Source organism: Lachnospiraceae bacterium oral taxon 500 (genome assembly GCA_002999035.1).
In the GTDB taxonomy this organism is placed as follows: domain Bacteria; phylum Bacillota; class Clostridia; order Lachnospirales; family Vallitaleaceae; genus W11650.
This window is the reverse complement of sequence record CP027241.1, coordinates 2,013,482-2,037,860: the sequence shown is the minus strand read 5'-3', so window position 1 is coordinate 2,037,860 and position 24,379 is coordinate 2,013,482. Positions and strand designations below refer to the sequence as shown.

Below are 24,379 nucleotides of genomic sequence, written 5' to 3'. Positions count from 1 at the left end.
CCGAAAGCAAATTACGAGTGTTTTCATCTGTCGCTTTATTTGGCGCAGGTAACCCGGTTTCTTCCCTCGTTCTTGGAACGATACAGCGCCGTATCGGCTTTATTGATCAGCTCGGTCATGGTTTCACCGTTTTCCGGATAACTGCTGATGCCAAAGCTGGCCGTAATATTTAAAACTCCCTCCGCCGTACCGGTATCAATCGGGAAGGTTTCCAGTTTGCGGCGCAGGCGTTCGGCAAAGGTATAGCTGTCCGCCAAAGAATTGCCGCGTAAAAGCAGAATGATTTCCTCCCCGCCGAAGCGGCCGATTACATCCGTCGTCCGGCAATTATTCCTTAAAAAGGCTGATAGCTCAATCAACACCTTGTCGCCGATCATATGCCCGTAAGTATCATTGATTCTTTTGAACTTATCAATGTCAATAAAGACCACGCCTACATGGGTACCGCTTTCCTTGGCCAGCCGCAGTTCTTCCTGAAACAGATAGTCAAAATGCTTCCGCGTATATAAACCGGTCAAATCATCGGTTGTCGCAATCTTATAAAGCATCGCGTTTTCCATGGAAATCGCCATTTGACTGGCAACAATCTTCATATTTTCAATGATTTCTTTAGTAAAAATACCGGTTGACAATGAGTTTTCTAAATAGCAAATGGCCCGCAGACTGTTTTTATACATGACCGGCAGGATCATCAGCGATTTAATATGCTTTTCTGTCAGCATTTCATCAATTTTGGCATATTCGCTCTTTTCGGCATTATCCAGTGCCAATATCTCCTTGGTTTTCAGTGCCATCCGAATCAGCTTCATCGGCATTTCCTGAGGAATGTCATCCTTCTTCAGCCTTTGCTTTTCATTGGTATAAAACTCTTCCACCTTCAGCTCGCCGCTGTTTTCCTCCGGCAAGAAGACCGCTACCTGCTGTGCGCCGGATGCTTCCAGCAGCACCATGATTATTTTTTGAATCAACTCCCGGTAGTCCAGCACCGAACTCAAGTCCCGCAGCAAATCAGTAAAAAACATATTGTTCCGTTCCAGCTGCAAACGCCGCTGAAACTTATCAAACTCGGTTTCCGCTCCGCCAAAGCCGGCCTGCAGGCTTTCCATTTCCCGCTGCGCCAGCAGAGCATAGGCTTCAATCTTCAAATGCCGGAAATTATATTCGGCTAATATAAACTGCTGCATAGCCGCCGCCTGTTCGCCGATTTCCGTCAAAAACTTGCCGTAAGCCATCTGGGTAGAGGCCGTCAGCCATTGCCGTTTATACTTGATGCAATGGTCAATACTGGCCTGATAATATTTTTTAGCTTTGACAGGATTGCCGCGCAGAACATGCCATTCTGCCAGCGCCCGTAATGCCGACCCGTAATAAGTCGGATATTTCTTTTCCCGGAGTGGTACACTCAACATCTGCTGAATCAGACTCAGGAGCGATTTATCCTCCGGAAAATCCTGCTGAATCTTTTTTTGCCGGCGGCACAGCACCATGGCATAATAAGAATAGGCCACCAAAGTATACTGCAGCGGAAAGAATCTTCCCTGCTTAATTGCCATCGCCTTTTCAAAACATTCCATTGCCTTGTCATCCTGATTGGCATAAAAATAAGTCACGCCGAGCTCAGCCAAGCTGCAGAACTGATCGAAATAATCATTGGTTTCTTCCGCCAGAGCCAATGCTTTTTGTCCGGCCTTAACAGCGCTGACCGTATTGCCCTGCCCCCGGTAATATTGAACATAATAAATATCAGCCGAAATCACGCCGTAATTATCGCCGCTTTCATAGGCTTTCTTCTGATAAAAATCATTATAGCGCAGCATATTGCTGAAATCGCCCAAATAATTATACGCATGAATCAGCGCATTGATGGTCAGACCGTGGAATGGGGAAAACTGTAATTTTTTATGAATCTGCAGAGCCATCAGCGCATAATTGAGCTGCGTTTCATAATCACCCAAAGTCTCACTTTTATACGCCAGCAAAGTATATGAAATCATGGTGATATGGTCATCGCCAATCTCCTCGGCCACCTTCAGTCCCTTGGCAAAATAACTGTCTGCCAATTTACGCAGCGGCGTGCCCATAAACATTTGTCCCATATTGAAATAAGAAATTGCCAACTCCTGCGAGATCTTGCGCCGCGCCCAGAAACGATTGGTCGTCCACAGCGAAAAATAAGCAAAGTAACGAATGTCAACCAGCAGGCAGGCCCACCAGATATTTTGATTGATATTTTGTCTAAGGCTCCGCTGAGGCTTTTCCTCGGATGTTATCTTCACTTCTCCCAGCAGGCTTTGACCGAGCCGAATGATGATCTGCCACAAAATACTGACATACAATTCAAAACCGGTTTCCGGAAAATGAATTTTCTTTGCCCGCAGCGCCTCCTTGACATAATGCAGCGCCCCTTGAAAATTTCCTTTATAAAAGGCCACCCAAGACCGTTCCTCTAAAATATCGGCCCTCATTTCCGAGTTCAAGTCCAGCTGCAGAAGCTCCTCAAAGGTCTTTTTGGCATCATCGGGCCGGCCCTCGGCAATATAAATTTCACCGGCCATTTTCTGCGCCTTATAAAAGAGTTCAATCTGATCGTCCTGATATTCCAGCGCATTTAAGAAGCCGTTCAACGCTTCAATTGCCTGCTCATTTTTACCCTGATTCTTTAAAAACTGAGCCGCCTCCAGCGAATAAGCCTTGATTTTTTCGTTATTCTGCGCCCGCAGATAATAATGCGCCATGGCAATCGCTTCTTCCGCTTTGCGGAAACGCAGATACTCCGCCTCCAGCACCCGGGCAATCCTTTCGCTGTAATATAAAATATCCTGCTTGTTCAGACGTTTGCGGAAATGAAGATAAATCTCTTTATCGGTAAAAGTATAATAAACCGTATCTTTAATCTTTTGCTCGACAAACTGGCCTTTTTCCAATTCCTCCAGCACCGCATCGGTATGAATCCTTTCCATTTCCGCCGCCCGCTTGACATAAGTCCACGGAATAGGCTCTTCCAGCGTTGCTAAAATAGCCAACAGCTTTTCCGCCTCGGCCGAAAGCCGATCGCTTTGACTGATAATCTCGGTCGCAATCTCAGCCGGTAAACCCAAATCAACCAAAATTAAAGGATTAACCCGCCACCGGCCTTCCCGGTAAGTCAGCGCATCCTTTTGAAACAGCCAGTTAGCCACCTCGGCTGATAAATAAATATTGCCCTTGCTTCTATGATAAACATATTCAGCTATGCCGGCCGCGTCTTCCAGCCGATGCTCCAACACTTTATTTAAAGTATCTAAAACATCGGCCTGTGTTAATTTTTCCAGCTCAATCTTCAAATCCAGCTGTTCATAATCCGGCACCGCCTGCCGGCCGCTGACCGCCAGGAATATTTTTTTAAAGTTCTCATAAAAGCGGAGCAGCAGCTCATTGCTGACCTCATCAAGCGTTAAATTTTCCAGAATTACCGCTAGCGGATCCTCCACTTCACTGATTGCCTGCCACAGATTCAGCAGATTTTCCAGTTCATCTTGCGAATTCCCCGCGGCGGCAGTGAAGTCTTCTTCAAAAAAGTCGCTAAAATACTTGCCTCTGGCGCAGATAACCTCCCGGGAAACATTACCCCTCCGGGCTACTTCCTGCCGTAAAATATCCTTGCGCCGCATCGGATAGGTATCAAATATTTTCCAATATTCAGCCAATAAGCCCCAAAGAGTTTCCAACCGAAAAGGCTCATAACTGCAATCACTGTACAGCAAAACATTTTTCTGCTTTGTGCTTCCCAGCTTAACCAAATCCATGACTACGCTTTTACCGGTGTTTTTTTCTCCGGACGCAACAACAAAGCCCTTATTCTGACCAATAAGAACTTCTAACTGCTGAATCTGCCGACTGGGCAAAAAGTCTTTTTCATGAAAGGTAATTTTAGAAATCGCATCATAGGCGTTGAAAGTAAAATTAACATTTCCGTTTAAATATTCCCGGATATCATACAGTAAACTTTCAACCGACTGATAGCGATTGGCCGGATCTTTTTCCAGCAGACAAAGAATCATCTGATCCAAACTGCTGTTAACATCCAGATTATACTGGGAAATACTGCTCGGGACCTGCGCAATTTGCAGGTACATATATTGGTTTAAAGATTTGGCCCTGAACGGAAGCCGGCCGGCCAAAAGCTGGTAGGTAATGACGCCCAGGGAATACAAATCACTGCGGACATCAAACTTTTTCCGGTTTATTCCCACCTGCTCCGGCGCCATGTAAACGGCCTGCTCCATCATAAAATCGCTGTCTTTTTCTTCCACATATTCGCCGGAAACCAGCTCACTGAACTTGACACTCAGACTTTCTCCGTTTTCCCCCATATCAATAAAAATATTTTTGGGATTGACCAAATACATGGCGATGCCACTCTTGAAAAAATATTGAATCCCCTCGGCAATTTTTTTAATCAGCCGCAGCACCCAGGCAATATCATACTTCTCCTTACGGTTAATCAAATCGCTTAGCTTATAGCCTTCTATTTTTTCCGTAACAACATAAAGCTCGTTATTTTCTTCCCCAATATCATAAATAGCCGGTAAAAATTCGGTTTCATCAGCTGCTAATTTTTCCAGCTGCTGCTTCAAAGAGCCCAGTGCCTGAGAAAAAAGACTTAACCGATAATATTTGACAACATACAAATGCCCCGTGCCGATTTCTTCCGCTTCATATAAGGAATAGGTTTCTTTTTCGTCCCGCACAGATAGGATCTTATATTTCTTTTGAAATTCTTTGCCTACATTTTGCATTTTTTCACCCATTACTTTAAACTTATTACGGTTTCTACCTCAATATTTCCATTCTATCATAATCCACAGCCGTTTTCAAGACTCGCCTGTTTCATCAGCGCCGCAACCGTCTTTTTTTCAGTTTTTAAAACTTCCCGGCCCAGCGGCGATAACCGGTAGACGCCTCTTTTTTCTTTCTCAAACCAGCCGTAAAAATTGGCATTTAAAATCGCGGACACCCGCTTGGAGACAAGTCCCGTTTCGGCCAGTTCCGCCGGCGTTCTGGGCCCGTCCTTTAATAAATAGGCCAATCGGTAGCATTGCTCCCGGTAAGCGGTGGTAATCGGCTTACGGACAGCACCGCCGGTATTGTTTTTCAGCAGTCTTTGTTCAAACTCAGCAATCACTGCTGCCCTTTTCTTTTTGGCTGCCGCCATCACCCGACCGCGCTCGGCTTCTACCGGCTGCTGCACACAAACCACCTCGCCGGTGACGGTATGAACCAGCAAAAGCCCAATCCCCAAACGCCTGAGCAGGTGCAGCTTATCTAAGTAATTTCGGCTTTTTGGCTTAATCTTCTGCATTGGCACAGCAATATAAACCAAATCAAAGAGCTTTTGCCGATTGACTGCCTGTAAAATCACTTTCAGATTCAAATCTTTTTTCAGTTCAACCGCTAAAAAGTCCTCTCCGGCTTTCACTAAAACATCGCAGTCCTTAACCTCGCCCTCAACCGAATAACCCAGCTGCTCATAAAACTGTTTCAGCGGCAAAAACAAATCCGTTTCCTGCATTTTTTCTTCCTCGTTATTTACCCGGCTTTTCCTTGCCAGCCGCCGAAACTTCCCCGGTTCGCAGCGGTGTCTTTCGGTTTAGCCGGAACTTGATAACTATTTCTCAATTCACCGGCTTACCGGCTGTGCTTTCCGCCGTCTCAAACTGCTCCGGCTTTTCCAGAGTAAACCGCCCATATTTGCCGTTACGAAAGTTTTCTAAAAAAACATGGGACAGCCTTTCCGTATCGGCCTCGCCGCCGCTTTTCACAAAATGGCGTTCCTTGGCTAACTGTTCAAAGTTCTGGCTGCTTTCCTTATTTATATCGGCAAAAGGAAAACATTCCATAAACCTTGCCGGAAAATATTCTGCTAAAAATTCAAATAAAGACAGTGCCAGTTGATAGCTGTCAATCACTTCCTCCCGAATCGTACCGATATAGGCCAGTTTCCGGCCGACCAGCGGATCCTCAAACTTGGGCCACAACACGCCCGGCGTATCCAGCAGCTCCAGTCCGTTTTTCAGCTTAATCCATTGCTTGCCTTTAGTTACCCCCGGTTTGTTGCCGGTTTTGGCCATATTTTTTCCGGCCATTTTATTGATAAAGGTGGATTTGCCCACATTGGGAATACCGACAATCATCGCTCTGACCGGTTTATTGATCAGGCCCCTCTTTTTATAACGCTCCAAAATCGGCTGCATAATCCGGTCAATCATGGCCTGTACTTTTTTCATATTTGTTTCCGTCTTGGCATTCACGGCCAGCGCAAACTTATTCTGGCTCTTCAAATATTCAAGCCATGCTTCGGTTGCTTCTGCATCCGCCAAATCGGGCTTTGTCAGCAGGATCAAATGCTGCTTGCCGTTGGTCAGAGTCCGCAAATCCGGGTTGGCTGAAGAAAGCGGCGCTCTGGCATCAACCAATTCGATCACAATATCTATCAGTTTCAGGTTCTCGGCCATCATGCGTTTGGCTTTGGTCATATGGCCCGGATACCATTGTATATTCATAAATTCCTCCTGTCCTCCCTTGCCATATTTCTGAATTCAGGAAAAAAGCCTATCTTTTTTTCTTCAAGATAGGCTTTTCATGTCCATGGTTGTGCTTCCCTAAAAACGTGTTTGCACACAGTTCCGGTCAAACACCTCTTAGCGAGCTTCTACTTTTTCTCTGATCTTAGCACTCTTACCGGATCTTTCTCTTAAGTAGTTCAGTTTTGCCCGGCGAACTTTACCGCGGCGAACCACTTCGATATGATGAATAACCGGCGAATGCAGCGGCCAGCTTTTTTCCACGCCGACACCGTAAGAAATCCGTCTGACGGTGAAAGTTTCTTTCGAACCGCCGCCTTGTCTTTTCAGAACAGTTCCTTCAAAAACCTGAATTCTTTCCCGGTTTCCTTCCTTGATCAAAGCATGTACCTTTATCGTGTCACCCACTTTAAAGTCTGCTACATTGTCTCTTAACTGTTCCTGCTCAATCTTTCTGATAATTTCATTCATGAGTTTTTCTCCTTCCTGCCAATGTGTTCTTACGCAGCCTGTCTGCCAGCGGAACACCCATGCTCATACCCAAGCACTATATCACACTTTCAGGAGAAATGCAAGCGGTTTTTTTATAAAAAACACCTAACCTACAGCACCTTCGATAAAAAGTCCTTTGTCCGCTGCTCTTTCGGCTGGTCAAAGATTTCAGCCGGCGTGCCGCGTTCAATGATGACGCCTTCGTCCATAAACACAACTCTATCGGCTGCGTTCTTGGCAAAGCCCATCTCATGCGAGACTATCACCATGGTCATGCCGTCATTCGCCAGTTTCTGCATCAACAGAAGCACATCGCCTACCATTTCCGGATCAAGCGCCGATGTCGGCTCATCAAAGAGCATCACATCCGGCTGCATCGCCAGCGCCCGGGCAATGGCAATCCGCTGCTTTTGCCCGCCGGATAAGGTACTGGGGTAAGCGTATTTTTTCTCGGTCAATCCCACCTGTTCCAGCAACCGGTCGGCTCTTTCCTCCGCCTCGGCCGCCGATAATCCCAAGAGCTTCATCGGCGCTAAGGTAATATTTTCCAGCACCGTTTTATGGGGAAACAAATTAAAATGTTGAAATACCATGCCTATTTTCTGCCGGTGTTTATCTAAGTTCAAATCATTCGCCAGCAGCTCACTGCCCTCAAAAATAATTGACCCGGACTCCGGAACCTCCAGTAAATTGAGGCAACGTAAAAAGGTGCTTTTGCCCGAACCGCTCGGCCCGATGACAAACACCACCTCGCCCCGACGAATCTCCTCAGACACGCCCTTTAAGACATGGAGTTTGCCGAAGGTTTTGTGCAGGTCTTTCACCGACAGCAGAACCTCACCGCTTAATTTTTTTTCTTTTGCATTATCGTCCATCGCTCCGGTTCAATCTCCTTTCCGCACCTTTCACACCTTTAGATAAGGTCAGGGTTAACGCCAAATAAATCAGCAGCGCCACAATCAGCGGCGGCACCGGCTTATAGGTCTTGCTTTGAACAATGCTGACACCGTACATCAAATCAACAATGCCGACCATTGACACTATTGCCGTTTCTTTAATCAAAACAATAAATTCATTGCCCAGCGCCGGCAAAATATTTTTAACCGCCTGCGGTAAAATAATTTCCTTATAAGTAATAAAAGAAGATAAACCCAAAGAACGGGCGGCTTCCATTTGGCCCTTATCAACCGATTGAATCCCCGCCCGGATAATTTCCGCCACATAAGCCGCCGAGTTCAGCGACAGAGCAATTACCCCGGCCGCGTAGCGCGACATTCCGGTTGTGGAATTAAAGATTAAAAGCAGCTGCACCAGCAGCGGTGTCCCCCGGATCAGTTCAATATAGGCTCCGGCCAGTGTCCGCAGCAGTTTCAAAAACCAGTTTTTAGAAGAATTGATGCGCAGCAGCGCTAAAATCATACCCAGCAGAAAACCTATGGTGGTCGCCAGCAAAGACAGCAGCAAAGTATTAACCGTACCTTTCAAAAAGTACGGATAATACTTTGCCACCATATCTACAAAATCAATAAGCGGTTGCTTTATCAGTTCCAGTATCCACATGGCTTAGTCCTGTTCCATCCATTTATTGGCTTCCACTACCATCTCGTCAATCTTTTTTTCCTCGACCAGTGCCTTAATTGTTTGATCCACTACTGCTAAAAGTTCACTTTCCCCTTTTTTCAATGCCACCGAAGAACCGCTGTCTTCCTCAATTGCCACCTCCAGAGTAGCCATTGCCAAATCCTCATTTTTGCTGATATAAGCAGCCGCAACCGGTTCTTCCAGCACAATACCGTCGCTCTTACCGGATTTTAATTCCATAATCAAAGCCGGAATCTTGCCCAAAGCAATTTTATTGGCACCGGTCATATTTTTGTCAGCAAACTCCTCCTGAATCGTTCCCTTCTGCACGCCGATGGTTTTGCCGTTAAACGCTTCCAGACTGGTTAAGGTATCCAGATTTTCCTTGCGGATTACAATTTTTTGCTGCGGATTATAATAAATCACGGAAAAATCAACCGCTTTCGCCCGTTCTTCCGTGGCTGACATCCCGGCAATGACCATATCGACCTTATCGGAATTAAGCGATACCAGCAGCGCATCAAAATCCATATCTTCAATCTTTAATTCCACACCCAGCGCCTTGGCGATTTCTTTGCCGATTTCAATATCAAATCCGACAATTTCATCTTTTCCGTCAATAATCGCATGGGTCTCATACGGTGGATAATCGGCGCAGGTACCCATCACCAGTACGCCTTTGGCCTTTATCTGCTCCAATTTATTGGTCGCTTCGGCCGCTGTGTTTTCGGTTTTGGTTTCAGTTTCAGTTTTGGTTTCAGTTTTGGTTTCGGCTTTAACTTCCTCTTTTTTCTCTCCGGTCTGGGTCTGCCCGCCACAAGCCGCTAAAGACACGGCCACCAATAACGCCATGATTAAACTCGTCATTTTCTTCATAATATTTTCCTCCCTTTTCTGCCGCCGGCAGTTATTGTTTCCTTCGGCCGTGTTTTCCGTTTAACTATCAAACCGTGCCGATTCCTTGTTTCAATTCCCGCTTTGCCTGCTTTAGCGAGTCAGTAACTCAGCTTATTTGCTATGAACGTTATTATATGCCTAAAATTCGGCGGCGTCAAGTCAAAATTTTATATTTATTCTATTTTATTATTATTTATTCATTCTCTGAATGATCTGATTCAATTCCTGTAAAACCTGCATAACTTTATCTTCGCTCTCTGTTACCTGCGTTGGCAAATTTGTCCGCTCCTGCCGAAGTGTATTCAGTTTATCATATTGATATGCAAATTGTGTCTGAAACTGCGGCCAGTCCTCCGGCCGCAGCTCCGCCCCCAGCCCCTGCAGCAGTTCAATCAACGGCAAAAGTCCCTCATTAAACTCACGGCTGGTTACGCCCAAATCCGGCAAAGTTTCCTCCAGCTTAGCGACAGTCTGACGGAGTGCTTCGATTTGCGTTTGGTTTTTGTCGATAAACTCTCGTTCCGCCTGTGATAAACCTTGTTCCGCTCCATTATCTGCTGCCGGCTGCTCCGGCGTCCAAAACAGCCGCCAAGTTCCCTGACTGCTGAAAAAAAAGAAAAAAGCCGCCCCTAACATGCATAAAAATACAACCATGTATACTAATACATTTTTAGGTTTTGGCTTTCTTTTGATTTCCATGTTGCTGCTTCCTTCCAAACTTTTCTTTTTGCCGGCCGGTAATGCGGCAGCTTTCTCATTGCCTGCTTAGAAGCGGAGACTCTCTGCCGCTTTCAGACGGGCAGCATCCCCGATTTAAATCCCGATTTCCTGCAAAAAGCGCTCGGATTTCAAAGGATAATCCAAATAATAGTCTGTATATTTTTTCATTAAAGAAAAAAACGCCTGTTCATATTCCGGTTTCAGCCGAAACCGAAACAGCTTTTCCGCCGGTATCGTCAAGACATAGGCCATAGCCTGTCGAACCGGTGCCGGCAGTGCATCATCCGCTCCGACCGCACAGACCGGACAAATTGCTCCGCCATCAGCCGCGGAAAAGAAAGGTAATTCCTCTTTGCGGCCACAGCGGACGCATACATCCAGCTCCGGTGTATAGCCGGCCAAAGCCAGAAGCTTTAAGGCGAAGGCCGCTTTAATCTGCGCCGGTTTGATTTCGCCTTTCACCAATTCTTCAAAGCCGATATAAATGAGCCGGAGCAATTCCTCGCCGACAATTCCGTCCTGCAAAAAAGCCAGACTCAATTCTGACAAATACGCCGCGTAGGCCGTTAATTCCAGATCGGAGCGCAAGCCATAAAAGCTTTCAATGATATCCGCACCGGTTAAGGTATACGCTTCTTTTCCCCGATAAAGTTCATAATTGCCGAAAACAAACAACTGCGTCCCGGCCAGCAGCGGTGATTTGGCCTTTTTGGCTCCGCTGGCAAAGGCCGTCACCAGCCCCAGCTCTTTGGTAAAGAGAGTCAGCCTTTTCCCATTTTCGCCATACGCCGCTTCGGCCAAGACCACACCGACCGTTTTTTTCTGCTTTTCTGCTTTCATTGCACTTTAAAAGTTGGTTTCCAAAAAACCGATCTTCTTTTTAACCTTGCGCAAAGTTTTTTCAGCGGCATAAGCGGCTTTTTGTCCGTTTTCCTTCAGCACCTCTTCCAGATACGCCTTATCCGCCAAAATCCTGGCAAATTCCTTTTGCAGCGGCGCCAATTCGGCAATCAAGGCATTCGCCGTTTCTTCCTTTAAATAACCGTAGCCCTGACCGGCAAACTTAGTCAAACACTCTTCCTTGCTCTCGCCGGTAGCGCACATATAAATATCCAGCAGGTTTTTAACCCCCGGCTGATCATCACTGTAATTGATTTCCGCCCGCGAATCGGTAACTGCTCTTTTGATTTTGTTCCGGATCTCAGCCGGGTCATCCAAAACACTGATATAGCCATTGGCATTATCATCGGACTTGCTCATTTTTTTCTCCGGCTCCTGCAGACTCTTAATCCGGGCGCCGACCTTGCCGAAATAGCCCTCCGGTACTTTAAACAGCCCCTGATACTCATTATTTAAGCGAATCGCAATATCTCTGGCCAGTTCCAAATGCTGTTTCTGATCATCGCCAATCGGCACCAAATCTGTTTGATACAGCAAAATGTCAGCCGCCATCAAAACCGGATAGGTAAATAAACCGGCGTTGATATTTTCGCCATGCCGCTGTGACTTATCCTTAAACTGGGTCATCCGGCTCAGTTCACCCATATAGGTAAAACAGTTCAAAATCCAAGCCAGTTCCGCATGCTGACGAACCGAGGACTGTAAGTATAAAATATTTTTCTGCGGGTCGAGTCCGGCTGCAATATAAAAGGCCAGCAGCTTTCTGGTGTTTTCCCGCAGCGCCTTCGGCTCCTGGCGCACGGTAATGCTGTGCAAATCAACAATACTGCAATAGGTGAGATAATCGGCATGGCTTTTGTTCAGCTCCAGCCAGTTCTTAACGGCACCGAAATAATTGCCGATTGTGATGACGCCGGTTGGCTGAATCCCACTGTATATCACTGATTTTTTCTCTTGTGCTTCCATAACTTTTTCCTCCTCATAAAAAAGCCGCCCATGACAAAAACTTCTGTCAAGGACGGTTATCATTCCGTGGTGCCACCTTGTTTCGGGAAATTCCCGCACTCATAAAATACCAACATATTTCTGACAAAATAACGGCCGTCTCCCGTCATAGAATACTCAAGGCTTTCGCCTTTTTGACTATGCCCTCCGCGGTCCATTTGACAACCTATCCGCTGCCGGTTTCTCAGCGCCGCCGGCTCTCTGTCTGCTTAGTATTTGCCTTTATCTCCGCATCATCGGTTTACTGTACAGTTCAGCTACTTCTTCGCTTTGACAAATTGCTGAACTGTAACGGTTTCCTTAATTTTTTTGATTATAATGCTTTTCCCCTTTTTTGTCAAGCAGGAAATGAAACTCCTGAATGCTGTCCATCACCTGATTATGCAAATACATCTGCTGCGCTGTTTCAATCCGGCGGTTGGCCTCCTCATAATTCGGCCGGGCATTTTCTTCCGGCAACTGCACCCGGCTGTGACGATCAATTAACCGACCGGCTGCACCGCCTTTTAACCGGGAACGCTCAAACAGCTCTTCATCGGTGATATAACTGCCCCGCAGCATGTAGGTCTGCGGAAAAACAATGTTATCCCGGCTTAACTCCGGATCCAGCAAATCAACACCGAACATTGGCGCAGCGATATCGTTCCAGCCCATAATATTGGCAAGCGTCGGCATAAAATCAATTTGACTGCCGATATTTTCCAGCGTCACCTGTTTTTCATAGCCCGGTACATACACAATCAGCGGAATCCGCATCATTTCGTCAAAATCAAAGGGCTTGCCCAAAAACTTCGCCAAATACTTACTGCTTTCCGGATCGACATTGGCAAAAGCATGATGATCCCCATAAATGGCCACGACCGTATTTTGCAAAATCCCTCTTTCTTCCAGCGCAGCCATCAGCTCCGCCAGTACCCTATCGGTATAGAAAACGGCATTTAAATAACGGGCAAAGGTAGTGTTTTGCAGCTCCGGCTCAACCGCAAAGACTTGATCTTTTTCCGGCATATCAAACGGGCCGTGACAGGTCAGCGTAATCATAAAGCCCATAAACTTACCGGCGCGGTCGGCCGCTTCAATGCGCGGCAGCGATTGCCGGAAAAAGGATTCATCCGATAAGCCCATGCCGATAATCTCATCCTGCTCATAGCTTTCGCCCATATATACCTGCTCAAAGCCAACCCGGGCATGCGCCTCCTGCCGGCTATAAAAAGTGCCGGTATTGCCGTGCATGGAAAAGGTATGATAGCCTTGACTCCGGGCCAGCTTGGGCAGCCCCATCGTTTCCGTCCCGGCATAGTCCTCGTACGCTCCCAGTTCGGTATCAGAAAAAGTGCTTTGCAGTGAAACATACTCGGCATCTGAAGAATTGCCGAAGCCCAGGAGTTCAAAATAATCCTGAAAATAAAAAGATTTCTTAATTAAGCCGTTAAGATAGGGCGTAATCTCTTTGCCGTCATAGCTTTGGCCAATAAAGCTGTCTTGCAGGCTTTCCACCTGAATAATCAGCAGATTTTTCCCGGCTCCGATGCCGGTATATTCGTTTTGATGCCGGTAATTGCGAAACAACAACTGCTGTATCTCATTTTCCGTCATACTGCCGGCGGCGCCACTTTTTCCCACCGCTGCCCGGTAGGCCGAACCACCCAGCGCATGATAAACCTCAATACTTCGTAAAATCTCGGTCTGCCGGCAAAACAGCGCCCAAGCAGCCAATAGGATAAGCGCCGCCGCGATCCGCACTTTCCGGCTGCCTGTTGGGAGCAGTCGCTTGCTTTCACCATTTTCCGTTTCTTGCTTCTGTTCGCTGACCGCCGGATGACTGCCGCTCTTACTGCCAGCTTGACTTTTTTCCGGCCACAGCAAAATGACCAGGAAAAACAGGGACAGCGCCAAAAAGCAGATCATCGGCGCCGTTATCTGGCCTAAAATATAGCCGACCACGTCGGCCAGATATTTGGCCTGTCTGACCCGGCTGAACAAATCATAACTGCCGTACTGCTTAAAAAATATCATCTCCGCCAGTTTAAAAAAAGCAGCCGCCAAATATACCGCCGCCTGAACCCGGCGCAGCCATTTTTTTAAGCCGCGCCGCGGATAAAATAAAATCAATTCGGCCGCGGATGTGGCTGTAATTGCCCAAAAAATATCTTTTTTTGCCAATACCGGCAATAAACTGTAACCGTAAAAAATACTGTTAATCACAATCACCAGCCCTGCAACGGCTAAAATCCGCCCGTACTGCCGCCAAATGTTTTTCACTTTGTCCTCCTCATCTTCGTATGCTCATCGCCTCCGCCACTTAACCGTCAGTATCTTTATCTCAAATCTAAATATAATTCCGCCGAATCTCTTCCGCCGTTTTATTCAGCAAATAGGCCGGAGCAATATCGGCCACCGTTTTAGCACCGCAGACGCCTTCACAGTTTAAGCGATAGGCTGCTCTGGCATAGGCCAGCAGCACACTGGCGGTAAAATCGGGATTGGACTCCAGCTTTAGCCGATATTCAATTTCATGCATATTTTCCTCAGCCGCGCCCGTCCGACCCATGCGGATGACCCGGCCGCCATGCGGCAGTCCGGCGTGCTTTTCTTTCAGTTCCGCCTGACTGATAAAATGTACCGTCGTATCATAATCGGCAAAATAATCCGGCATCGTTTTAATCTGCTGTGCAATTACTTCTAAATCAGCGCCTTCCTCGGCCACAACAAAGCACTCTCTTTGGTGCTTCTGCCGGGCGGTCAGCTCCGGCATCACTCCACTTTTGACCTGCGCAATCGCTTCTTCCGCCGGAATGGTATATTGCTTGGCATCCTTTACCCCTGCAATCCGGCGAATGGCGTCGGAATGTCCCTGACTGACCCCCCGCCCCCAAAAAGTATAGGTCTTTCCCTGCGGCAGTACGGCCTCGGCATAAATCCTTTGCAGTGAAAACATGCCCGGATCCCAGCCGCTGGAAATAACGGCCAGCTTGCCGGCTGTTTGCGCCGCCCGCTCCATGGCCTGATAATATTCCGGAATATGAGCATGCGTGTCATAGCCGTCCACGGTATTAAAACCGGCGGCAAACTGCGGGCCTTGGCTGGGAATATCATCTTTGCTGCCGCCGCACAGAATCATAACGTCAATTTCTTCTTTCAGCGCAAAAGCCGCTTCCAGCGAATACGCCTTTACCCCCGGAGTCGCCAGCATTAAGCTGCCCGGATCCCGGCGGGTAAAAATTCCCTTCAGTTCCATATCCTCTTGTTGCCGGATGCCAATTTCTGCACTTTTACCCAAATTACCATAGCCGACAATTCCAATTTTTATTTTTGACATAGTAAAGTTCCTTTCCTTTGCGAGTGAGGTTCAGGCAAGCCATTCGCAATTTGTTGAAGTGAGTTTGCATACAGTTCAGGCAAGCTGCACGCATAATTCGCCGTAGGCGAATTATGCGTGTTTGCGTTAAGCAAATAGATATTTATATTTAATACGCCTCTGGAGAGCTCGCTCTCCGTTGCGTATTAAATATAAATATCTGCTTGTCTGAACTGTATGCAAAGACCGGCCTATTATTATCATTGATAATATCGGCCGGTCACTTTTCTTATCCCAAATACTTTCTGACAATCTCCTGCGAAAAGCTCTTGATTTTCTTTAAATCCACCTCGTTCGGATAGCGGTGACGGAATAAATTGAAAATACTGCCGGAATGAAAGTTTTCCGGTAAAAGAGCAATTTTCACACTGTTTAGTTGTTTATGCAGAAAATTATAGTTCGATTTCCGAAAAAACGACGAACTGAAAGCCACTACTTTAATCTGCCTGTCCTTTAAAGTCGGAATAAAATCAGCAATCTCTCTGGCCATCCGACCGCCATAGGTCGATGTCCCCAAAAAAAGCAAGTCAATATCATACGGAACTGGAATATCAATCGTCTCCGCTGCCACTCCCAGCTGCTCCTGTATTGCACATGCTAATTTTTTAGTATTTCCGGTCTTTGAGTAATATCGAATCGCTACTTTCATTCCTATCTCCTGCCAAACCAAACGTCGCTACTCTTTTATTTTAGCGATTTCTCAATAAACTTTCAAGTTCTAAAAGATAAAAGTTTCATAAGGAACAGCAGCCTTTCAGCAATACATTTCCGGTTTTTGTTCAGTCGGCTAAATGATAAAAGTTTTATAAGGAACAGCAGCCTTTAAGCAATACACTGCCGGCTTTGATTCATTCGGCTAAAAGATAAAAGTTTTATAAGTAACCATAGCCTTTAAGCAATACATTTCAGGCTTTTGTTCAGTCGGCTAAAAGATAAAAGTTTCCGCACTTACGCCAAACAACTTTCCACAATTTGTTTCAGCTCATCAATATGCTTTTCCATATCAGCCGCAAACTTAAACTGATTTTTGGCCCGAACCAGATTATGCTTCGGGTAGTGGGTCTTAAAGTAAATATCTCCATCCAGATAGTCAGTCAAAAAGCGCAGTCCGATTTCATAGGTAATCAGAATGCCAGCATAGGGCAAAAGTTCCTTTTCCTTATCGGTCAAAGTATCCTTTACTTCCTCCAAATAGCCCTTGGTAAAGGCAGTAAAGCGTTCCTTATCCCACCACACCTTATCCAAATCCGGTTCATCCTCAATCGCCGTTGCCGCCGACGATCGAATCGAATCGCCGTAATCGTACAAAAGGCTGCCCGGCATAACAGTATCTAAGTCAATCACGCATTTCCCTTTGCCGGTATGAACATCAAAGAGAACATTATTGATTTTGGTGTCATTATGCGTTACTCTGACCGGTACCGTTCCCTTGGCAATCTCGTCCACTACAATATGCGTCAGAGCTTCATGCTCCAGAGCAAACTTAATCTCCGCTAAACAATCGTCTTTGCGGAACTGCACATCCTTTTCCAAAGAACGGCAAAAAGTCTTATAACGTTCAAAGGTGTTATGAAAATTGGGAATTGTTTCATACAGTTCGGCCTGCGGAAAATCCGACAGCATTTTTTGAAAATTGCCAAATGCCCGGCCCGATTCATAAATCGTTTCTAAATCTTTGGAATAATCATAGGACAGCGCATCTTTGACAAATACAAATGCCCGGTAGAAATTGCCGTTTTCCTGATAATAGGTCTGTCCGTCTCTGGTCAGAATCAGTTCCATGACTTCGTACTGGCCATTTTTACCCAAGCCGTTCAAATACGACGTCACCTTACCAATATTGGCCATTACTTCATCCGGCTTTTTAAACACATGGGAATTAATCCTTTGCAGGATATATTGATTTTCTTTATTGCCGGCCTGATAAACGACTTTATAGGTGTCGTTGATATGACCGCCGCCGTAAGACTCCGCCGAAACAAAATCCCCGTCGAAATTAAATTGATCACAAATTCTTTTCTTATCGTTCATGTCCTATTTCCCCCACAAACTCTTCGGATATTTTCCCTGCTCCGCCAAAGCCTTCAGCGCCGCTACCACTTCCGCTTTGTCCTCGTGATAGGTCACGCCGTACCATTTTTCCCTGGTCGGCAGCACCTTAACCGTTGCCTTGCCTTCCTTCAACAAAGAATCAACGGTGGCCGGCAGAAAATATTCACACTTTAAAGGATTGGCCGGCAGTTTTTCATTCAGATAACCGACTATCCGGTTTTGAATCTCACGGACAATGCTCGGCTTAAAGCCAAACAGGTTCATTGATACGACCGTATCGTCCGCCAGCGGATAAGCCTGATCATCCTCAATATAAACAATCCCGTCTTTTCTCGATTCAATTTTGGTTCTTTCTACAATGGCAGTTAAATAGCCATCTTTGGTTTCACATACGCCGCGGGAAACCGAGCCCTTATCGGTCACTGTGTTCTTAACCAGATAGCCGATCATGCAGTATTCGTCTTCACGCTCTGCGGTTTCCGTCAAAAATTGATAAATCTGATGATAGGCTTCCCGGCCGTAAAAGTCATCAGCATTGATGACCGCAAACGGAGCATCCAGCAGGTCGCGGGCCGCATAAACGGCATGAGAAGTTCCCCAGGGCTTTTGCCGGTCAGCCGGAATCGTCACGCCTGCCGGTAAATCTGTCAATTCCTGAAAGGCATAACGCACTTCTGCGTGCTTTTCAATCTCCGCTCCGACCAACTCTTTAAAATCCTTTTCAATTTTATGATTAATAATAAAAACTACCCGCTCAAAACCTGCGTCAATCGCATCATAAACCGAGTAATCAATAATTTTCTCACCGCTCTGACCAACCGGGTCGATTTGCTTCAATCCGCCGTAACGACTGCCCATACCCGCGGCCAAAACAACTAAAATTGGCTTTTTCATAACTTCCTCCTGCGTTCCTGCTGCTGTTAATATTTTAGAGCAATTTCTTTCCCAAAAAATCAACCGCCCTATTTTTTCCCAAATACTTTACTATTTTATCATACCAATCCTTTTCCGTAAAGTCCTTAGCCTTTTTCACAGCTAATTTTATTTTTTTTTAATGCTTTAAGCGGTAAGCAGCCAAAGTCCGAAAATCCGGCGTAACATTTCCGGCAAAAGACCTCATTCTCTTTTGACTGCATAAAAATAGAGCCGCTGCACTTTAAGTTCATCATACAAGATATTGAAAAGATTTATCCGTATCAATACAATATCCTGATGTCAATCCCATCGTGCAACAGCCCTAAAAAAGTCTGATTTTTTAGGCACATCCTGCCATTAAAAACTAAGCCTGAAAGCCCCTTTTCTGGTAATCCACGCTTTCTTTAAGCTGATTATTCCGGCCATAGGTCAGCCCGGCATAAATTGTTTCCCCGTTTTGCACCACCGAAGTATCGGCCGGCAATTCCAAACCGGCAAAAGCTTCCCGAAGCTGTTCCATCATTTGCCTGGCCCGGGTCAGCGCAGCCGAATCTTTTTTGCACCTGGCTTCAATCAAATCAGCATTGACCTGCTGATATGCCCGCAGCAGCACATGGCTGATCTCATAACTAAAATCCAAACTCTCCGCCAGCTTTTTGACCATTTCCATGGTCAGGCCAATGCTCCGGCGAAAACGTTCCTCATTCTCCGTCATTTCCTGTTCGGCCAGTTTCACTTCGGCCAAAATCATTTCCAGATGAATCAGCAGCAATTCCTTGCGCCCGGCACTGACAATCCGGTTTTGAAACTCTTTTTTTAATACTTCATCCATTTCTTATTCTCCCGGCTTATCTGAAAAGTTTTAAATGCTAATCCTTAACGCAGCAGCTGCAACATTTCCTGCGGCTTCTGGTTGGCCTGTGCCAGCAAAGCGGTCGCCGCCTGCTGAATTACATTTTGCTTGGTATATTCCGTCATTTCCACACTCATATCAATGTGCATAATCCGCGAATGAGCCTCTGTCATATTTAAACTGGAGGTATCAATATTCGTAATCGTATACTCCAGCCGATTCTGATAGGCTCCCATCTTAGAGCGAATGGATGAAACAAGGGTGATTGCATCTTTAACCAAGCCAATACTGTCCTGCGCTTCTTTTTGGCTGCGGACATCAACATCGGTGATGCCGATTGCCGCCGATGAAATATTGGGGATTCTGACCTGCATGGTATGCCCGTAATTCGCACCGATCTGCAAAACCGCCGGCCCTTCTTTCAGCAATTCCATGCCAATCGTATCGCCGGCATTCGCGGCGTCCTTAATCTTAACCTTGATGCTGAAACCGTCCGGACCTTGGAATGTCAGTTCTTGTCCGGAAGCCTTGACAATCGTTCCCGCCGGAAAATCAGTCCCGGTCGGTGCCGCATCGGCGTCTTGTCCGGTTACTGTGCCGGCTGTCAGACCAAACTCAGCCAGCGCCGCCGGCGTGCCTTCCAGCGTAATCGGCTTAGAACCGTACTCCTGTCTTTCCAAAAACAAATTACCGGCATTCAGTCCGGCCGTAATTCCCAAATCATTGGCAAATTGCTGCAGCCGGCCGTATACCTCCGTTTTACTCTCGCCTTGTTTATAGGAAAAACTTTCGCCATTGATTTGAATCGTTCCATCGGCTGCCATCGTACCGGTCATTGCACTGCCGGTAACTTGCGCTTTGGTTGCCTTCCGCGTCACGGTAAAACCGTATTTTCCGGGATTGACAGATTCATGAATCGCTTCCAGCTGTGCCTTGGTCTTATCCGAAATCTGCCCCATCAAATCCAGCTCGCCGTTTAAGATTTTAACACCGTTAAAATCCATTGAGTTCGCCAGCCGGTCGACTTCTTGCTTTAATTGATTTAACTCTCTTTGAATATTCATCCGGTCTTCCGCCAGATTCGAGCCGTTCGCTGCCTGAACCGACAACTCATTCATTCTTTGCAGCATGGCGTGAACCTCATTCAACGCTCCCTCCGCTGTCTGAATCAGCGATATTCCGTCCCAGGCGTTATTACTTGACTGCGACAAGCCATTAAGCTGAATTTTCAGCTTATGTGCAATCGCCAGCCCCGCCGCATCATCAGCCGAGCGGTTGATACGATTGCCCGAACTCAGTTTATATAAGGAATCGGACAGCAGTGTTTCCGATTTGCCTAACTGTCGCAGCGCTCTGAGCGCCGGCATATTGTGATTGATCTTCATTTATGATCTCCTCTCTTTATGGTTCCGCTTCCCTGCATTTTTTAATTCCTTTTCCATTCCTTTTTTATTTATCGGCTATTTTAAGCTGTAACTTTAGACTCAGTTCAGGCCGTAACTTTCCTTTTCCGTGCCATCTATGCCGCCGTTTCCAGTTGATAAAGCAAACCCGCCAGCGCTTTGGCCAGCTGCGGCAGCTTTTCTTCCAGTACCTCTACCGTAACTTCTCCGACCGCCGCTTCTTCGCCCGCCGTCAGCAGCTCTGTCTGCTTGACCGGTCTGGCTTCTTTGCCGGTTTCATGAAACGGCGTCAATTCGGTAAAACTGCCAATCGCCAAAGAAGTCAGTGGAATCGCGGCTTCCCGAAAAACTTGACACAGCTCATCCTTTTTGGCCTTAAACGCATTTTCCGTCGCCGCCGAATCCGCCTGCAAAAGCAGTTCGCCCCGTTCCGGTGATATTTGCAGAAAGCCGGATACCTTGCCCGTCCCAGCCGTTTCAAAGGAAAGCAAAGTTCTCAGTTCGCCGCGTTCCCGCGCTTCGGCCTGCTTATCCTTGGGATAATACAAATTAACCTGACGAAGATTGCCGCCAACCCAAAGCGGAATCTGAATAAATTCATGTTTATCCTGCAAACGTCTCCCGTATTCCCATTGCTTTTTAGCCTCTATGAGCGAAGAAAACATTTCCTTTTCCTCGGCAGTGCTGCCCGCAATCAAATCCGTTTCCAAGTCCTTTAAAATCTGCCGGATTTCCTCATCTTGCTCGGCTGCCGGCTGACCGGCTGTTAAAACCTTTTTCAGGGCGTCCAGCTTCTGCCTGGCTTTTTCATTGTTTTCCGTTGTTTTTTCCAGTCTGCGCAGGGAATCCGACCATAAAAACGGCATCTTCTGAAATTCCTTATACATTTCCACATCCCGCATACTCGGCTGTTTAAAGGCATTAAACAGTGCTTCCAGCTCGCGCAGAGAATAGCTCTTCAGCAGTTCCAGCCTGTCCTTAGCCGATTCTTCGGCTGCATCGCCCAACAGGCTTTCTTCCGCTGCCCTGAGAGTTTCCCTGATTTCTCTTTTCCGCTCCAAAAAGCCTTTTTTAATCTGCTCTTTTAAATCAATAAAATCATTGCTTTCCAACATCCCTGTTTCGGCCGTAACTTTCTCGTCAATCGAAGTCCGGTCCCGCAAATATTTGGCTGCATCATACAGGTTTTCCAAATTAACCGTCCGGCCGTCCTTAAGCAAAAACGCCGCCGCGCCGCCTTCTGATTTTTCAATAGTATGCAGCAACCGGTAAAACAAAATCAACTGCTGTCTGTCTTCGGCTGCCAGCTTGCCTGCCTTTTCCAACTGATTAATCTTCCGCGCCACCCGGTCACTTAATTTTCGCAAATCCTTGCTTTCTCTTTGATCCGCCAGCGCCGCCAAATCATCCAAACTTGCTTCTAATAAGTCCTGACCGGCTGTTAAATATTCCAGCACTGTTTCCGGCGTTAAACCGCGCAGCACCAGCTGTAACTTTTGGTCAATTTCTTTAATCCGGTCAATCGACCGGTCATTGATTTCCGCCTGTCCTCGGCCCAAGATTTCGGCCGCCCGCAAATTGTCTTCGGTTACTTCAATCCCATTAGCCAACAGGAGCGAGTTCAGCCGGTAAAAGGCTTTGTTCATACTATCGCCCAAGGAAGGCCGTACCTGTGTCCCCAAAGCGTCATAGCGATGAATGGCCGCTGCCGCCTGATTGGCCGCTGTCAGACCGCTGACCTGCCTCAGTGAAAAAACTGTCATCATCTGGGTGATGCTGCCGTAGTCGCTCCCCATGATATTCATCATGGCATGCTCAACATCCAGCATTTCCGTCAGCACGACGTCTTCCGTCTTGCCGCTGCCGCTGGCTGCCTGCTCCAGATTTTCCGTTGTCAGTTCTAAGCGCAGGAGCTCTTTTTCAATCGTAATCAATTCCGCTTTATCAATTGGAATTCCCCGGCTGTTTAAGGTGATTGCCTTTTCCATTGTCATTTTATAACGAATATACTGAAAGCTGATTTGGCTTCGGCTCAGTTCACTGACCGGCTGCTTAACCGCATTCGCTTTATTCTGGCGATAGTTGTCCAGCGCTTCCTCAATCGTGTGAAAACTGGTACCGATCTTTTGCTGATAACCATCCTCCAGATTGGCCAGTTCCTCAACAATCTCCTTGACCCGGCCGGATGTCAGCGGAAAGTCGCGATTCCATTCCGCCAAACCAATCTTTTGCACCGCCGCGTACTGTCTGGCCAATTCTTCAACCCGTTCCTGACTCAATTCCTTATTTTTGGCCTGAATCAGCACATCAATATTGGCACAGACGGTTTCCGACAATTCTACTCCCTTCTCCAGGAGATTCCCGGCAATCGCTTCATGCTCCGGTGTCGGCGTGATGCCTTGATTTTCAAAATGTTTTTTAATTTGCGCAGCCATTTCCGACGGCAGTTCTTTGCGCTCGGTTTTGATGTGACCGTGCCGGTATTTCTCCACGTCACCCAAAGTCAAATTATCCTTCCCTCTGGCGGCGACATTTTCTATTTCCTCCGGCGTCAATTCTTTCAGCTTTTTCTCTTCTTCTTTAATTTTTTCTTCCTTGTTCTCTTCAAAACCGGCCATTTCTTCTTCCAGCAAACGAACAAAGCTGCCCAGTGAAATCTCCTCACTTGAGGCAGCCAGCTTCAAATTATCCGGGAGCCGGAGACTGTCAATACTGGCTTTCAGCTTCTGCAAATGCACCATTTTTTCTTTAGGGGCTTCGCTTTGATGCCCCGAATAAAAATAATCCCTGACCAGCGCCTGCAAATATTCCCGTTTAAAAGAACCGGTTTCCTCCTCACCCGCCACCGACCAGGCCGGAGTGCGGCGGGATGTCTTTTGATAGGCCTCACTGGCAATGCTCTGCATCACATTATCAATTTTTTTTACCATATTCATTTCCTTTTGTCAGCACCAAATTTACCGCCTAAATCCGCTCTCCCTGCGTTTGCAATCAGAATCCTTCTTACTATTAAATCGGTTAATTCCGGTAAAATCTTTAGTAAAACTTTTTTGCTGCTTCTGTCAGCCTATTAAAAAAGCCGCTTCGGACACTCGGCCCAAAGCAGCTTTATTTATTGTTGAGTTATTTACAGTACGTAACCAGTTCTTCTGCCGCCCTTCTGGTTGCATGCATCGGTCCGGGTTTGCAGTCCGAAGATTTATAACCGATGGAGAGAATAGATACCGGTCTTTCTCCTTCGCCGATGCCAAAGGCTTTTCTGGCATCCTCCGGCGAAAAAGCACAAATCCAGCAGGTCCCCAGACCAAGGCTTTCCGCCATGTACATCATTTGCGTACCGGCAATCGCGCTGTCAACCTCCGCCGCATTCCAGCCGTCAATTACTCTGACCCAAGCTTCTTCTGGTTTAACCGTAATCAGAATATTGAGGGGGGGCATGAAAGTTGGCCCGGGTGCATTGCTTCATAAGCTCTTCCGAACAGTCCGCTCCCGCCACATAAAACCGAAAAGGCTGGCTGTTACGGGCAGTCGGAGCCGCCAAGCCCGCTGCCAATATCTGCTCCTGCATTTCCTGGCTGACCGGCTTATCCTCAAAAGCACGCGCCGAAAACCGTTCCTTCATCAATTCCATTAAATCCAT

The 24,379-nt window shown here is 46.7% G+C and carries 20 protein-coding genes; all 20 read right to left on the bottom strand.

From position 1 onward, the window contains the following. Positions 1 to 35: 35 nt before the first annotated feature. Positions 36 to 4,790, bottom strand: coding sequence for a hypothetical protein (locus tag C3V36_09270; protein AVM69414.1), 4,755 nt, complete (start codon positions 4,788 to 4,790; stop codon positions 36 to 38). A 44-nt stretch (positions 4,791 to 4,834) separates the two neighbouring features. After that, a complete protein-coding gene (locus tag C3V36_09265; protein AVM69413.1) occupies positions 4,835 to 5,551 on the bottom strand; it encodes a hypothetical protein in 717 nt (238 codons plus the stop codon). Positions 5,552 to 5,654: 103 nt separating this feature from the next. Continuing rightward, positions 5,655 to 6,542 carry a ribosome biogenesis GTPase YlqF gene (gene ylqF, locus C3V36_09260; GenBank protein AVM69412.1) on the bottom strand — a complete coding sequence of 296 codons (888 nt, stop codon included), beginning with the start codon at positions 6,540 to 6,542 and terminating at the stop codon, positions 5,655 to 5,657. 138 nt (positions 6,543 to 6,680) lie between these two features. Beyond that, entirely contained in the window at positions 6,681 to 7,034 is a 354-nt protein-coding gene (gene rplS / locus C3V36_09255) for a 50S ribosomal protein L19 (protein AVM69411.1), read from the bottom strand. A 131-nt stretch (positions 7,035 to 7,165) separates the two neighbouring features. Further along, entirely contained in the window at positions 7,166 to 7,930 is a 765-nt protein-coding gene (gene glnQ / locus C3V36_09250) for a glutamine ABC transporter ATP-binding protein (GenBank protein ID AVM69410.1), read from the bottom strand. Next, positions 7,920 to 8,582, bottom strand: coding sequence for an arginine ABC transporter permease (locus tag C3V36_09245; protein ID AVM70503.1), 663 nt, complete (start codon positions 8,580 to 8,582; stop codon positions 7,920 to 7,922). The genes glnQ and C3V36_09245 overlap by 11 nt, the downstream gene beginning before the upstream one ends. Positions 8,583 to 8,618: 36 nt before the next feature. Beyond that, complete coding sequence (locus C3V36_09240) at positions 8,619 to 9,488, bottom strand: amino acid ABC transporter (protein ID AVM70502.1); 870 nt, start codon at positions 9,486 to 9,488, stop codon at positions 8,619 to 8,621. A gap of 234 nt (positions 9,489 to 9,722) precedes the next feature. Continuing rightward, positions 9,723 to 10,232 carry a hypothetical protein gene (locus C3V36_09235; protein ID AVM69409.1) on the bottom strand — a complete coding sequence of 170 codons (510 nt, stop codon included), beginning with the start codon at positions 10,230 to 10,232 and terminating at the stop codon, positions 9,723 to 9,725. A gap of 114 nt (positions 10,233 to 10,346) precedes the next feature. Beyond that, complete coding sequence (recO, locus tag C3V36_09230) at positions 10,347 to 11,093, bottom strand: DNA repair protein RecO (protein AVM69408.1); 747 nt, start codon at positions 11,091 to 11,093, stop codon at positions 10,347 to 10,349. A gap of 6 nt (positions 11,094 to 11,099) precedes the next feature. Further along, entirely contained in the window at positions 11,100 to 12,119 is a 1,020-nt protein-coding gene (gene trpS, locus C3V36_09225; protein ID AVM70501.1) for a tryptophan--tRNA ligase, read from the bottom strand. A 339-nt stretch (positions 12,120 to 12,458) separates the two neighbouring features. Further along, on the bottom strand, positions 12,459 to 14,420 hold the full coding sequence (locus C3V36_09220) for a hypothetical protein (GenBank protein AVM69407.1): 1,962 nt from the start codon (positions 14,418 to 14,420) through the stop codon (positions 12,459 to 12,461). Positions 14,421 to 14,487: 67 nt separating this feature from the next. Continuing rightward, on the bottom strand, positions 14,488 to 15,477 hold the full coding sequence (locus C3V36_09215) for a diaminopimelate dehydrogenase (GenBank protein ID AVM69406.1): 990 nt from the start codon (positions 15,475 to 15,477) through the stop codon (positions 14,488 to 14,490). Between the two features lie 268 nt (positions 15,478 to 15,745). Next, on the bottom strand, positions 15,746 to 16,165 hold the full coding sequence (locus C3V36_09210) for a flavodoxin (GenBank protein ID AVM69405.1): 420 nt from the start codon (positions 16,163 to 16,165) through the stop codon (positions 15,746 to 15,748). 299 nt (positions 16,166 to 16,464) lie between these two features. Then, complete coding sequence (locus C3V36_09205) at positions 16,465 to 17,547, bottom strand: mucin desulfatase (protein ID AVM69404.1); 1,083 nt, start codon at positions 17,545 to 17,547, stop codon at positions 16,465 to 16,467. A gap of 3 nt (positions 17,548 to 17,550) precedes the next feature. Then, positions 17,551 to 18,462 (bottom strand): nucleotidyltransferase, encoded by a 912-nt coding sequence (locus C3V36_09200; protein ID AVM69403.1) that lies wholly within the window; start codon positions 18,460 to 18,462, stop codon positions 17,551 to 17,553. A gap of 385 nt (positions 18,463 to 18,847) precedes the next feature. Then, entirely contained in the window at positions 18,848 to 19,315 is a 468-nt protein-coding gene (locus C3V36_09195) for a hypothetical protein (GenBank protein ID AVM69402.1), read from the bottom strand. Positions 19,316 to 19,359: 44 nt separating this feature from the next. Beyond that, positions 19,360 to 20,721: a flagellin protein FlaA gene (locus C3V36_09190; protein AVM69401.1), complete on the bottom strand. Its 1,362-nt coding sequence runs from the start codon at positions 20,719 to 20,721 to the stop codon at positions 19,360 to 19,362. A 134-nt stretch (positions 20,722 to 20,855) separates the two neighbouring features. Next, positions 20,856 to 23,669 carry a hypothetical protein gene (locus tag C3V36_09185; protein AVM69400.1) on the bottom strand — a complete coding sequence of 938 codons (2,814 nt, stop codon included), beginning with the start codon at positions 23,667 to 23,669 and terminating at the stop codon, positions 20,856 to 20,858. A gap of 193 nt (positions 23,670 to 23,862) precedes the next feature. Further along, complete coding sequence (locus tag C3V36_09180) at positions 23,863 to 24,177, bottom strand: hypothetical protein (GenBank protein AVM69399.1); 315 nt, start codon at positions 24,175 to 24,177, stop codon at positions 23,863 to 23,865. Continuing rightward, on the bottom strand, positions 24,146 to 24,379 hold the full coding sequence (locus C3V36_09175; protein ID AVM69398.1) for a hypothetical protein: 234 nt from the start codon (positions 24,377 to 24,379) through the stop codon (positions 24,146 to 24,148). Before C3V36_09175 ends, C3V36_09180 begins: the two co-directional genes overlap by 32 nt.